Raw genomic sequence first — 13,348 nt, 5'->3', positions numbered from 1 at the left:
GCGGTGCTGCTGGCGCGGCCGCGGTTGGTGATTTACAACATCAGCAGCGAAGAACTGCGGCCCGTGCTGGCCGAAGCAGCCCGAAGCCTTGATCCCCAGGCTCGTTGGGCGGGCGATAGCCTGTCGATGCCGACCGTGGGGGTGCATCTCCATTTAGAGACCTTCGAGATCATGCGCCATGTGTCGCTGGTAGCGAGCGGCGGGAAGCAGAATCTCGGCACCTGGCGGCAGCTGGGATCGCTCCTGAGTGCGAGGCTCGAAACCCTGACAGTGGACCCCAACCCGCGTTGGCTCGGCATTGTGCTGTTTGCCATGATCCTCTTGGGGACAAGCTTCACGCACATGCTCAACAATCCCCAGCAAATCGCCCAGGCGATGCACGAGATCTTTTCTTACTGAAATGGGCCGATTGACGACCCTCGAGTCAGGGGTCAGTTTTGGGCCAATTTTTTACTTTTTTCTAGGACTTCGGATACGAGATTTCGTTGAAGCCTTGTCGCGCTCGACTAGATGTTGTGCTTCGAAAGGTCGCGAAGCGAGATTTTTTTCATTCCTCGGATTAAACGAAATTCTCGGCAAGTGGCCAAGGATGCGGACTTGACCTGGGGCTCGCAAGCAGCACGGGAACTTGTTGGCATGGAATTGCTCCTGTGAAAACCTTATTCTACCCGACGGCGATGACCGTGTTCAGATCGCAGTATTCTCAGTAGCAAAAATTGACGCCTCGAACGACTTTTGTTTTTAATCACTCAACTTGTACGCTATCTTACCGTGTGGCGCACATCCATTCCAACTGGAGTACGCAACATGTCACGAATCTTGTTGACTGCCGTCCTGTCGATTGTTCTCTCTTCATGTGTTCTCTTGCCTGGGGCTGGTGCAGAAGAATTGCTGGCCACTTTTGGCTACTCGGGCGTTGGTACGGTGTCGCCGGCTGGTGGCGATCATGAGTGGCAACCTTTCCTCTCTTACAGCGCGCCCGGCGATCCTCCCGTGGGATTTTTAAATAATGTCACGATGGATGTTCTCGATGTGGCGCTTGGTAGCTCGCCGGACTTGACGGGTGATCTCGCCATGGCCGCCTTACTAGCCACCGACGGAATCGAGCAAATGGCATCCATCGGCTTTCTTGTACCCAACGGCGGCACGGGCTCTTTCATTTCGCCGACGGAATCAGACCTGATTTCCACGGCCCTATTTCTGGCACCTGGCGTGGGAACGACCGATCTTGCCGTCTTTGGCCTCACACGCATCGACGTGTTGACCAGTTCTTACCAATTGCTAACCGCTGCAACGTTCGAGATCGCACTTGAGTTTAACGTCTACGGGAACAGAATTGTGCCGGAACCAACATCTCTGGCGATGTTTTCGCTGCTGGGAATGTTGATTACTTGTCGACGGCGGTACTAACGATCACGTTGTCGCAGTAACAAGATGCGACTGCTTTTCGTCCGGAAACTGCTCGCACACCGCCACGCATTCGTCGCAACATTTCGCACAGCGCTCTAGCATACAGCGCAAAGCTGCGCAGTCTTGGCGTAAAAAGGGGACGGGAGTCTTTTTTTAAGACTCCCGTCCCCTTTTTAAATCTCCCTTTTAAAGTCTTTTTTTAAAGTTGGAGATGGAAGACCACTCGGTAGGCGTTGTAGCCGGCGGCGATTTTGTCGGCGTAGAGGGTGTCGAGTTCCGCGCGCAAGGAGTCGGCCGTGGGGAAGCCGTCGGGGATTGCGTCGGCGTCGGTGAGTTCGGCGATGTTCACCTGCTCGACGCGGTCGATGGTGATGTAACCCGCACCGGGGATGTAGCTCCGCTGGCCATCGCGCATCATGCGATGCTTCCAGAGCCGAATCGTTTGCGTCTTCTCTCCGGCACGAATCGCGGGCAGAAATTTTTTCTTGAAGAGGAGCATTGCATTATCGTAACCATGGATTGGAGGTGGGGGGTAGTGGTGGTTGTTGTTGTGGAGGCTCCCCCTGCTTACGCAGGAGGCTCGTCGCTTGCGCGGGAGGCCAGTCGCTGACGCGGGAGGCTCGCTTTTTACAGGGAAATTGGCTTGAATCCTGGGCGGCGAGTCCCCTTGCGTGATGGCCTAAGTGGCCTATAATTCGGGGATTGTTTGCGTGGAGGCATTTCGACCAATGGGACGGTGCTCTCTGGGAGAACAAGCTGCGGGTGTAGCTCAGTTGGTAGAGCACGACGTTGCCAACGTCGTTGTCGTCGGTTCGAACCCGATCACCCGCTCTGGCTTACTGGGGCCAAGCCAAACTTTCTGAGTACAGAAAGATTTGTTTGGTCACGGTAGACTCTGGCCAAGCCGGACTTTTGGGGTACAAAAAAGATCCGTTTGACTGGAAGTGACAGGCATATATTTCGAGCCCGCCCCGACTTTTTCTGCCCCGTAGGTGGAAATTGTCTCAGGTCGCGGGCTTTGATTTTTTTCAGAGGTTGCCTTACCGCGTAAGGCACGAAATCTCGATTTAGGCATTAAGATCATGGCAAAGAAGAAAAACGAAGACGTGGAATCGGACACCCTGACCGCCGAGGCACCCGTGGATGGTGAGGCCGGTGGCGAAGAGGAAAGTAAGCCGCTGAATCTGGAGGTGAAAATCGCCAGCCCCAGCGCCTGCGAGCGGCATGTGACCGTGACCGTCGCGCGCGAGGATATCGAGCGCTACCTCAACGACGCCTACAGCGAGTTGATGCCTTCGGCCAATGTGCCGGGCTTCCGTATCGGCCGGGCTCCCCGCAAGCTCGTCGAGAGCAAGTTTCGCAAGGAAGTTGGCGAGCAAATCAAGGGTTCGCTGCTTCTGGATAGCTTGAGCCAGATCAGCGAAGAACAAAAATTCACGGCGATCAGCGAACCGGACCTGAATCTTGATTCGATCGAAGTTCCCGACGACGGGCCGATGACGTTTGAATTCGACATCGAAGTGCGTCCCGAATTCGACATGCCCAAATGGAAGGGTGCGAAGCTGGAACGCCCTGTCCGGGAATTCACTCCCGCCGATGTTGAGCAGCATTTGGAAAAAATGCTAACCCGCTTCGGCCAGTTGGTGCCGTTTGAAGGTGTTGCCGGCGAGGGAGATTTCCTCACCGTGAATCTCACGACCAGCCACGATGGCGAGCAGTTGGAAAAAGACGAAGAACGCGTACTGCGGATTCGCCCCAGCTTGAGTTTCCGCGATGGTGAAATCAAGGATTTCGGCAAGCTGATGGCCGGTGCGAAGGCTGGCGAAACTCGCACAGCCGAAGTTGAGCTCATGCAAGACGCCCCGAATGAAGCGTTGCGTGGCAAGAAGGTGAAGGTTGAGTTTGAGGTTTTGGAAGTCAAGAAGCTCAAACTGCCGGAACTGACCGAAGATTTCCTCTCGGAAATGGGCGGATTCAAGTCCGAGGGCGATCTCAAGGACGCGATCAAAGCCAATTTGCAGCGTCAGCTGGAATACGATCAGCAACAAAAGGTCCGTACACAGATTTCGGCGCTGCTCACCGAGGCCGCCGACTGGGATTTGCCCCCCGGCTTGCTCAAGCGGCAAAGTGCTCGCGAGCTCGAGCGGACCGTCATGGAATTGCGGCGTGCAGGTTTCAGCGAGGCCGAAATTCGTGCTCGCGAAAACATGCTACGTCAGAACAGCGCGAGCGCCACGGCACGCAGTTTGAAGGAGCATTTCATCCTCGAACGGATTGCCGAAGAAGCGAACATCGAAGCCGAAGAAGGGGATTTCGAAAAGGAAATCTTCCTGATCGCCATGCAAAGCGGCGAATCGCCCCGTCGCGTGCGGGCTCAGATCGAAAAGCGCGGCCTGATGGACGTGCTGCAAAACCAGATCATCGAGCGGAAAGTGTTGGAGCTTGTGCAATCAAACGCCAAGTTCACCGACAAGCCTCATGAACCCGAAAATCTAGATGTCGAAGCGCTACATCTGGCTGCCGGTGGTGGCGAAGCCGCGGCTTCGATTCCCGAGGCAAAAGAAGCAGCCGCCGAGAGCACTGAAGCTTGAGCGATTAAGCTTGAACATAGCCGCAGGCACTGGTCAGCGGTAAAATTGGGGTGACAACCGGAGGCGTCTGCCGATGGCTCGCATGCTAGGAAAAGATTACCCCTGTTGAAGGAGTAGCTATGAAATATAACGCGTCGCCTGCTTACCCACCTCACTTCGATCCGCAAATGGCCGCGGCCATGCGCGATTATCAACGCCAGCGTCAAATGACGCTCGGCGATTTGCTGCTCGAAAATCGGGTCATCTTCCTGCAAGGCGAGATTTACGACGGCAACGCCAACGAATTGGTGATGAAGCTCTTGTATTTGCAGAGCGAAAATCGCCGCAAGGATATTCACTTCTACATCAATTCACCCGGCGGGAGCGTCACTTCCACGCTCGCCATTTACGACACGATGCAGATGATTTCCTGCCCCGTGGCGACCTACTGCGTGGGCCTCGCCGCCAGCGGCGGTGCGGTCCTGTTGGCCGGTGGCGAAAAGGGGAAGCGTTTCTCGCTCAAGCACGCCAAGGTGATGATTCATCAACCCCACGGCGGCGTCGGCGGGCAAGTTTCCGACATCGAAATCCAAGCCAACGAGATCATCAAGACCCGCGAAATTCTCAACGGCATCTTGGCCGAGCACACCGGCAAGACCGTGCAAGAGGTTCACAAAGCCTGTGACCGCGACTACTACATGTCGGCCGCGGAAGCCAAGGAATTCGGCCTCGTCGACGACATCCTGCTCAAGCAGCCTTCTTTAGGCGGCGGGCCTGAAGAAGACGACGATGATTGATCGTTGGTTGTTGCTCGCGTTTGCAAACCAACGTTCAATTTGGCAATTTGAGATTTGAAATTCCCTAGAAACGGATTGCTGTTATGTCGCTGATACCATTCGTGATTGAAAAGTCGGGCCGCGAAGAGCGGGCCATGGACATTTACAGTCGGCTGCTCAAAGACCGCATCATTTTGATGGGTTCGGGCGTGAATGACGACGTGGCCAACAGCATCGTTGCACAGCTCCTGTTCCTGCAATCCGACGATCCCAAGGCGGATATCCATTTCTACATCAATTCGCCCGGCGGCAGCGTCACCGCGGGCATGGCGATCTACGACACGATGCAGTTCGTCACCTGCGACGTGGCCACCTATTGCCTGGGCCAAGCGGCCTCGATGGGGGCCTTGCTGCTAGCAGCGGGAGCTGCCGGCAAACGTTTCGCGCTTCCCAATTCGCGGATCATGATCCACCAACCTTCCGCTGGCATGGAAGGGACGGCCGAGGATATCATGATTCACGCCACCGAATATCGCAAAACCAAGGACAAGCTCAACCGGATTTTGCTCGAACATACGGGCCAAACCTTGGAACAAATCGAACGCGATACCGACCGCGACCACTTCATGTCCGCGGCCGAGGCGGCTGAGTACCGCATCATCGATAAAGTGGTCGAAAAAATGGAACTCCCCAAGCCGGCCTAAGCCGGTTTTAGGGTTCTCTCTTTGCTAGCACAGCCGCGTTTCGCTTGACGCCGCTGGGGCATTTTCCTATTTCTTCCCCGCCAGAAATGGTCGTGGCGGGTGTTTGCGCAGTGACTGCGCCGCCTGCTCGTTAGTCGGGAACCTTTTCTCATCTGAAACTCTCGGGTTTCATACGAGCAACATAATGGCACACGCTCTCTCATCGTCGAAACAGCAGGGGCTGCGCGGCATGGACATCATCATGGCAGTGGCGCTCTGCGCCGGGATCTTATCCAACAACGGTTGTCGCACGGCTCGCGACAATCAAATCGATATTCTCGAAAGCGAATTGCGCACCCAGGAAGACTACATCTACGAGTTGGAAAACTACATCGTGGAGTATTCCGAAAAGCTCCGCCAATATCGCTGCGCTCAAATGGAAACGGTGATCATCGACAACAACTCCTCGGAGCCGGATCTCGCGATTCCCCCGCGCTCGCGTAGCAACACCTCGGGCCCCACGAGCAAAGAGCTGCTCAAATCACTCGATAAGCCACAAACCAACCCCGAACCCGCGGTCACGACACCCGAGCCGCCGTTGGAAGAGCTGAACGAATCGCCCGAGAATCTGGAGATTCCCGAACTGGAAATCGGCGAGCCCATCGGTGCCACGGAAGAATTTTACGACAATGCCACGCCGTTGGCGGAAGCCGAAGTGGAAGGCACGCTATTAGCTAATGGTGGGTTCATTCCTGATCCGAGCGCGTATCAAGTCGCCGCCGTGGAAGAAACCACCGCTGAAGAAGAACTTTACGTCGAAGAACCGGAAGTCGATGTTCCGCCACTGGAAGAAGAAACCACTGAAGTCGTCGAACAAGAAGCCGTTGGCGATTCCGTCGAACCGTTCGAAGAGGACATCACACCCACGAAGGGACGTAATCCCGAACGATTGGTCGTCTCTCACGTGTTCCGCAATAGCTCGGAAACCGAGGAAACGACAAGCCTGCTGTCGGTCGTGGAAGCCCGTGATGCGAGCAACGAGCCAGCCGACTTCAACGGCAAAGTCTCCCTGATGGTTATGCGCGTTGGCGAAGAGAAGCCTCAGCGCGTGAAACGCTGGGACTTCACACCGGAAGAAACCAATGCCGCTTGGCAATCGTCGAATCTGGGAGACGGCTTGCACCTGGAATTGCCGCTCGAAGGGATTGAGTTACCCACGGGTTCGCTCGAATTGTGGGTCCGATTGGAAACGACCGACGGCCGCAAACTGCTGTCGCAGCTTGCGTTTGACCAAACGACCCTCGTGAGCATCGACCAAGCGGAAGAACATCTGGCCGAGGTGGATGATAAGGTCGATGGGGCTTCACACATCACATCGGCGAATCCCCTGCGCGGCACAAAGCCGGTGATCAAAACGTCGCCGCTCGAAGGCGCGGATGCTGAACTAAAATCCGAGCCCCAATGGCGGGCCGCTACGCATTACAGCACCAACGGCACAAGCAGCGGCTTTGCCACCACAGCCAGCGCACAGCAATGGTCGTCACGTCCGATCGGCAGTAAGGCAGCAACTACTTCGGCGGCCGATGCCAAGCCTACAGACCCGCAGCACCAATGGCGGGCTCGCAAATAATAGCGTTTCCTGTGTAGCTTCTGAAATCCTCTCGTTGCCGGTGATAGTAGCCCGCCCTGAAGGAGGCTACAATCAGTGCGCACCCCCTTTGTGCGTCACTTTTCTTGCCGCCAGACTTCGCGAGGTTCACTATGCGCGCTTGCTTTCGTGTCGGGTTATCCGTGATTCTTTTTGGTTGTCTCTCACTGACACTTCAAGCGAGTGAGTTTGATCCTTTACTTTTGAAAGTTCCGGCAGCCGCCAATGCCTTGGTGCTGATCGACGTGGAAAAGACGTTGGCCAGCGAGCTGGCCCAACAAGAAGGTTGGGGGCAAAAGCTTGAGCTCGCTTACGTCAATCGGCCCGTGTTTCTGCCGCCTGAGGCCAGCCGCTTGGTGGTTGCCGCCGCCCTGCAACCCACGGCCGACTTTGCCCAGCTATGGGAAGTGGGCATCATGCAACTCACCGAGCCGCTCTCGATGCGAGCCATCGCACGGAGTGAAGGGGGCTATGTCGACACGATCGACGACCTCCCCGCGGCGTGGACCCCCAGCGATGCTTACTTTGTGGACTTTGGCCAGAACGTGCTCGGCGTACTATTTCCTGCCGAGCGGCAGTTTGTCTCTCACTGGGTGAAGAAAGCCAAGGCCAGCACCGCGAATCAGCTTAGCGGATATTTAGAAGAAGCGTCGCGACTCACCAACGAACAGATTCAGGTTTTGCTGGCCATCGATCTCGCCGACGTGGTGCAGCCGCACTCGGCCCAGCAGCGCATCGAAGATTCGCCCCTGTTTCAGAAGGCGAATTTGACTGCCGCCGAGGTGCTGCCAATTTTGACCAGCCTGCGCGGCGCTACCTTGCGCGTGGCGGTCGGCAAAACGGCCCAAGCCCAATTGCGGATCGACTTTGGTACCGACATTACGCCCATCAAGGCAATCGCCAAGGAACTGGTCTTCGCCGTGCTCGACGATTTTGGGGCCAACGTAGCAGGCATGCAGTCGTGGACAATCGAAGTCAAAGATAAGGCCATTCACATGCAGGGACCGCTCTCGCAAGACGACCTACGGCGAGTGTTCAGCGTGATCGAGCTGCCCTCCACCAAATTCAGCACGCTCAAGGATACCACCGGTGAGGGCCAACCAACCGAAGAAGCTTCGGAAAGTGTAATGCGCGATAGTTCGATCACGTACTACCGTTCAATCGACGTGCTCATCAAGGACTTGCGCCGCGAGCTGCGCGGCAACAAAGCCTCGGCGGCGGTGATGGAGCGTTACGCCCGCAAGATCGACCGCATGCCGATTTTGAACGTCGATAAGGAGCTGCTCGATTACGGCGGGAAAGTCGCCAACACGCTCCGTGGAATGGCCCTCACCAAACGGCAAGGGGGCGTGGCTTATGGCGTGGATACCGCCGGCATGGGTGGCGGCGGGTACGCCAATTACTCGGTCAGCTACGGTTATTTTGGCAACGAAATCGGTGATCCCTACGCCGGCGCACGAACAAGCGCCGCTGACCGGGCGAGCATGAAAGCCAGTGCAATGGCTGATGCCAACTACGCCCGCGTTGAAGGCTTCAAAGGAATCGAAGAAGGCACCGCCGACATCAGACGTAAGATGACCGAGAAGTATCACGTGGAGTTTTGAGGCCTAGAATCAGGGCCACAGTGCGGCGGAATGCTTCGTTTTTGTCACAACTCCAAACGTCGGGTATACTTGCAATATGAGCCAAGAAATCACCGCCATCTATGAAAACGGCATGTTCCGTCCGTTGCAGAGTGTTTCACTCGCCGAACATGTCACAGTGTCTTTGACTGTGCGAGCTTCCAGTGACAAGAGAATCTCCGTAGCACCTGACACCGTAGATGATTTCGAATCGCAACTGGAAAGCTTGCTACTCGATGGTCCCTCACTTCCCGAAGATTTCTCGCGCGCCGATATCTATGCGGATCACGATTGATGCAGTACTTAGTGGACACCGGCGTCTTGCTGCGCCTCTTTGATCGTTCCGATCCAATTCATAATAGTGTTCGACAGGGTTTACAGCTGCTTCGCGCAGCGAGCCACTCCTTGGCGATGAGTTCACAAAATATCGCTGAGTTCTGGAATGTATCGACACGCCCCACCTCGGCTCGGGGTGGTTATGGGCAAACTGTAACGACCACCGAACGACGAGTCCAATTTCTAGAGCGGTTTGGAACTATTCACCTGGAAAGCACGGCCAGTTATCAAGCATGGCGAAGGCTCCTAGTGGACCACTCTATTCAGGGATTGTCTGTCCACGACTCACGACTCGTGGCTTTGATGGAAACAGTTGGAATCAAACACATTGTCACGCTCAATGTGAAAGACTTTGCTCGCTACCCGGGGATAATAGCACTTCTACCCGACGATATCGGTCGTAGCTTAGCATAGATGGGCAGGTGAAACTCAACAAAAAAACCTCGGCCCAATTGGACCGAGGTTGTTGTCGTTTAGGTTTTGACGGCGGCTTACCACTTGCCGATGCGGGCGATCAGGTCCGCCGTGCGGCAGCTGTAGCCCCATTCGTTGTCGTACCAGCTCACGACCTTGAGCATGTTGCCGTCCATGACTTGCGTCCAGTCGGCGGCAAACAAGGAGCTGCGATCGTCACCAATGATGTCGGTCGAGCAGATGGGGTCTTCGGTGTAACCCAAGAAGCCCTTGAGGGGACCAGATTCAGAGGCGGCCTTCATTGCGGCGTTCACTTCTTCCTTGGTCACATTCTTTTCCATGATGCAGGTCAGGTCGACCACGCTGCCGGTTGGCACGGGCACGCGAAGCGAAATGCCGGTCAGCTTGCCTTGCAGGGCGGGGATTACCAAGCCCACGGCCTTAGCGGCACCGGTCGAAGTCGGAATGATATTCTGAGCAGCACTACGGGCACGATAAGGATCTTGGTGAGGCTGATCCTGAGTCGGCTGATCGTTGGTGTAGGCATGCACGGTGGTCATGAGACCTTTCACGATGCCAAACTTTTCGTGCAGCACCTTGGCCACGGGAGCCAAGCAGTTGGTCGTGCAGCTGGCGTTGGAAATGCACTTCAGGTCGGGGGTCAGCTTGTCGTCGTTGACGCCCAACACACAGGTCAGGTCGGCACCATCCTTGGCGGGAGCGCTGAGCACAACGCGCTTGGCACCGGCTTCCAGGTGGGTGTCGTAACCGGCTTTGCCGTCTTTGGCACGACCGGTGAAAATGCCGGTGCTTTCGACGACGACGTCGACGCCCATCTCGCCCCAGGGGAGTTCAGCCGGATTGCGGACGGCCAAAGCCTTAATCTTCTTGCCGTCAACGATCAGGTGCTCGGCATCGTGTTCGACGGTGCCTGGGAAACGGCGGTGCGTGCTGTCGTATTTCAGCAACGTGGCCAACATTTGGTTGTCGGTCAGGTCGTTGATTGCCACGACCTCGAACTCGCTCGACCGGGCGTGCAGATTGCGGAACGTGAGACGGCCAATGCGTCCAAACCCGTTGATTGCTACTCGAATTGCCACTCTATTTCTCCTTTGCGATTTGGAAAATCGACCGTCGCGGCCCCCCAGGGGGCTCGACGAACATAATATAAAAATCGGCCTTCGGCGGGCGCGTTCACCCTGCTGGCCGTGGTGGGTGAAAACCAAACCGCTGATTATACTGCGGTCACAATGAAGCCACAATTGGCTGAATTTAGCTGAGAATTGCCGGTGCTATACCTTTTGCTGCCCAACATTTCGAAACGGTAATTCTGCTAATCAAAGGCTGACGATGCCCGAACATGACCGACCAACCTGGAAGCTCCCTGCCGGGGTGTCGCGCGCGACGTGGGATTACGTGCATCACCCTTCCATTGCCGACGACTACGACGATTACTTCGCCTTCAACACACTGTTCGAACATGACGAGCGGGTTCTGGCTGAAAGCTTTCGCACATTGGGTCTGGTTGCTGATTTAGGCTGTGGCACAGGCCGAGCGCTCGTACCTCTGGTGCGAGCCGGCCATCGAGGGCTTGCCGTCGATTTGTCGCAGCACATGTTGCGCATCATGCAAGAGAAGGCGGAACTCGAACAGCTGCCGATTCAATGCGTGCAAGCGAATCTTGTAGAACTCGATTGCCTCGCGGATCAGTCGATTGATAACGCGATGTGCATGTTCAGCACGTTGGGCATGATTCGCGGCCGAGCCAATCGCCGCCGTGCGCTGCAGCACTTTAGGCGAATCTTGAAACCGGGTGGCCGCTTTGTGCTGCACGTCCACAACTATTGGTACAACTTGCGCGACCCCGGCGGACCCTTGTGGCTCGTCAAGAATCTGTGCAGTGCGCCGTTCTCGCGCGACGTGGAGATCGGCGACAAATGGTTTCCGTACCGCGGACTGCCGAGCATGTTCCTACATGTGTTTCGCTGGCGCGAACTTGCCGCGGATTTGCATGCGGCCGGGTTTCAGATCGCCAAGCGAATTCCCCTCGACATGGCACGCCGTGATCCTTTGAAGCACGCGTGGTTCTGCGAATGGTTTCGCGCGAACGGTTGGATCGTCGTGTGTGAGTGATTAGGCTACACGACGACGGAACAATAATCCGATGGCGAGCAAGCTGCTGCCTAGGAGTAATGAGCTTGGCTCGGGAACAGATAGCCCTGCGAGTTGAGTGTGGTTATGCGCGTTTCTCTGCCAGTACAGAAAATCACGACCATCACTATCGCCATCGCCGTTGGAATCGCCGCCGTCGTCCACTCCATAGGAGGCTTGCCAAGCGGCGAGATCAGCCGAATCAACGATTCCGTCGCCATTAAAATCGGCCGTCGCGGCGTTGAATTGTCGTTGCCAGTGTAGAAAGTCGCGTCCATCACTGTCGCCGTCTCCATCGGCGTCACCAAGATTGTTCTGCCCAAACGCCCCGTGCCAAATTTCCAGGTCGAGAGCATCGACAAATTGGTCGCCATTAAAATCCGCATTTGGAGCTGGATCAGGGAGATATTGCCGTTGCCAGATTAAGAAATCACGGCCATCGGTATCGCCGTCACCATCGGCATCCGCACCCGCATCGAGACCATAAGAGGATTGCCAGGCAATCAAATCGGCACTATCGAGGCGGCCATCGCCATTCAAATCCGCCGACGGAGTTATTGGATTAACTACGGTCGTCAATACACGAAATTGAAGCATCGAGTCATTCTGCACCGCGAGGTCAAAAGTCATAGTTTGCTGATCTGGGGCAAATTCCAAACTACTTCCATGGCCAAAATCGAATCCTCGCGTATTCTCGTTGCCATAGTTTCCAATCGAACCTAACAAGCTGTCTGTCGCGGCGAGTTGGTTCGAATCCCAAATGACGCCCAGAATTTGGCCACTAAATGTGAGTGATCCCGTTACGTTGCTTATATCTGAACCAACTTCCTCAGGATCGAAATGGAACAAATAACTGGAGAATGTCGTCCCGGCTGCCAACACGCCAGGGGTTCCTAATACATTTTGATCCAGTATTGTTGCACCGTTGATCAAACTATCAACCGCCAAAGACGCATCAAGTGTGTCAACACGTTCCTGCATGACCAACAGGTTCGGCGATGTGAGCTCGCTAATACTGACGTCCGAGGGGCGTACCGTCGGGAACGCGATATCACCGCTTTTGGAGTGCGTCCCAAAATCAACCGGATGTAATACTGAATTGTAACTCTCTTGGATATCCAAGCCTGTTATGGCGTAATTATAAAATCGCACCGCTTTCATGCTTCCCCGAAGCCCACTTCCAGCAAACGGAAGGTTACCTGTTCCACCGTTGCCCCCCAGCCCATCACCACCAACATTGCCCAGGCCCGCATAGTCATAGCCGTCCCAGCGGATGCTCTCATCGGCACCTAATAGGCCGTTGATTCTTCCTGCTAAGGCACCGTTGACATACACTTCGGCATAACGATTCTCGGGATCATCATTATAAACAGCAGCTAAGTGAACGTAGTCTGAAGTCAAATTGGCAAAACGATCTGCCTTGGCATCAATGGTCAATTCATTAACTACGCCTTCGGCGCCGCTTTCCGCTCCCACCGTTCCCAACACTCGAAACCTGATATCATTTCTTATTCCATCAAGATCAGCATCACCGAGTGTAATAGAAATGCCCTCGGTACCATCGCCTGATTCCAAAAGCACTTGATTGCTGGCCAGGGTTGCGATAGCCCAGGACTTTCGGACAGTGGCGGGAGCCGGAATAATGGTTCTCGAAGGAGGTCCGATAGATGGACATACAAGCGAAGCAACAGCGGCCGACGTACAGCGATGAGTTTAAGCGAGATGCGGTGCGTCTGGT

Annotated in this window: 13 protein-coding genes and 1 tRNA gene; 11 read left to right on the top strand and 3 right to left on the bottom strand. The window is 55.5% G+C overall.

The genetic code is table 11. The features are described 5' to 3' along the window. Together AC6T8Q_RS19360 and AC6T8Q_RS19355 are read left to right on the top strand one after the other, a co-directional pair. Positions 1 to 399, top strand: a 399-nt coding sequence (locus AC6T8Q_RS19360; protein ID WP_500680643.1) for a hypothetical protein, incomplete at its 5' end; no start/stop codon positions are given. Positions 400 to 807: 408 nt separating this feature from the next. After that, positions 808 to 1,410 carry a PEP-CTERM sorting domain-containing protein gene (locus tag AC6T8Q_RS19355; RefSeq protein WP_500680642.1) on the top strand — a complete coding sequence of 201 codons (603 nt, stop codon included), beginning with the start codon at positions 808 to 810 and terminating at the stop codon, positions 1,408 to 1,410. Positions 1,411 to 1,609: 199 nt separating this feature from the next. Here the strand turns inward: AC6T8Q_RS19355 and AC6T8Q_RS19350 are convergent, their stop codons facing one another. Next, complete coding sequence (locus tag AC6T8Q_RS19350) at positions 1,610 to 1,909, bottom strand: hypothetical protein (protein WP_500680641.1); 300 nt, start codon at positions 1,907 to 1,909, stop codon at positions 1,610 to 1,612. Positions 1,910 to 2,168: 259 nt separating this feature from the next. Here AC6T8Q_RS19350 and AC6T8Q_RS19345 point away from each other — a divergent pair. The 8 genes from AC6T8Q_RS19345 (at position 2,169) to AC6T8Q_RS19310 (ending at position 9,459) form a co-directional block, all read left to right on the top strand. Continuing rightward, a tRNA-Gly gene (locus AC6T8Q_RS19345) sits at positions 2,169 to 2,241 on the top strand. Positions 2,242 to 2,492: 251 nt separating this feature from the next. Beyond that, the gene (gene tig, locus AC6T8Q_RS19340) at positions 2,493 to 4,001 is read left to right on the top strand and encodes a trigger factor (protein ID WP_500680640.1); all 1,509 of its coding nucleotides are present in this window, start codon (positions 2,493 to 2,495) and stop codon (positions 3,999 to 4,001) included. 119 nt (positions 4,002 to 4,120) lie between these two features. After that, the gene (locus AC6T8Q_RS19335) at positions 4,121 to 4,777 is read left to right on the top strand and encodes a ClpP family protease (protein WP_500680639.1); all 657 of its coding nucleotides are present in this window, start codon (positions 4,121 to 4,123) and stop codon (positions 4,775 to 4,777) included. 83 nt (positions 4,778 to 4,860) lie between these two features. Then, positions 4,861 to 5,460 carry an ATP-dependent Clp protease proteolytic subunit gene (locus AC6T8Q_RS19330; RefSeq protein ID WP_496919882.1) on the top strand — a complete coding sequence of 200 codons (600 nt, stop codon included), beginning with the start codon at positions 4,861 to 4,863 and terminating at the stop codon, positions 5,458 to 5,460. Between the two features lie 184 nt (positions 5,461 to 5,644). Further along, positions 5,645 to 7,069: a hypothetical protein gene (locus tag AC6T8Q_RS19325; protein WP_500680638.1), complete on the top strand. Its 1,425-nt coding sequence runs from the start codon at positions 5,645 to 5,647 to the stop codon at positions 7,067 to 7,069. A 131-nt stretch (positions 7,070 to 7,200) separates the two neighbouring features. Beyond that, positions 7,201 to 8,691 (top strand): hypothetical protein, encoded by a 1,491-nt coding sequence (locus AC6T8Q_RS19320; RefSeq protein ID WP_500680637.1) that lies wholly within the window; start codon positions 7,201 to 7,203, stop codon positions 8,689 to 8,691. 76 nt (positions 8,692 to 8,767) lie between these two features. Beyond that, positions 8,768 to 9,004, top strand: a complete 237-nt coding sequence (locus tag AC6T8Q_RS19315; protein ID WP_500680636.1) for an antitoxin family protein — start codon at positions 8,768 to 8,770, stop codon at positions 9,002 to 9,004. Beyond that, complete coding sequence (locus tag AC6T8Q_RS19310; protein ID WP_500680635.1) at positions 9,004 to 9,459, top strand: type II toxin-antitoxin system VapC family toxin; 456 nt, start codon at positions 9,004 to 9,006, stop codon at positions 9,457 to 9,459. Before AC6T8Q_RS19315 ends, AC6T8Q_RS19310 begins: the two co-directional genes overlap by 1 nt. Positions 9,460 to 9,536: 77 nt before the next feature. Here the strand turns inward: AC6T8Q_RS19310 and gap are convergent, their stop codons facing one another. Continuing rightward, positions 9,537 to 10,559, bottom strand: coding sequence for a type I glyceraldehyde-3-phosphate dehydrogenase (gene gap / locus AC6T8Q_RS19305; RefSeq protein ID WP_500680634.1), 1,023 nt, complete (start codon positions 10,557 to 10,559; stop codon positions 9,537 to 9,539). 250 nt (positions 10,560 to 10,809) lie between these two features. Between gap and AC6T8Q_RS19300 the strand changes: the two genes are divergently transcribed. Beyond that, positions 10,810 to 11,592, top strand: a complete 783-nt coding sequence (locus tag AC6T8Q_RS19300) for a class I SAM-dependent methyltransferase (RefSeq protein WP_500680633.1) — start codon at positions 10,810 to 10,812, stop codon at positions 11,590 to 11,592. Here the strand turns inward: AC6T8Q_RS19300 and AC6T8Q_RS19295 are convergent, their stop codons facing one another. Further along, positions 11,593 to 13,191, bottom strand: coding sequence for a hypothetical protein (locus tag AC6T8Q_RS19295; protein WP_500680632.1), 1,599 nt, complete (start codon positions 13,189 to 13,191; stop codon positions 11,593 to 11,595). Between the last annotated feature and the right edge of the window lie 157 nt (positions 13,192 to 13,348).

The organism is Bythopirellula sp. (genome assembly GCF_041737835.1).
GTDB lineage: Bacteria > Planctomycetota > Planctomycetia > Pirellulales > Lacipirellulaceae > Bythopirellula.
This window is presented reverse-complemented; position numbering and strand designations above follow the sequence as displayed.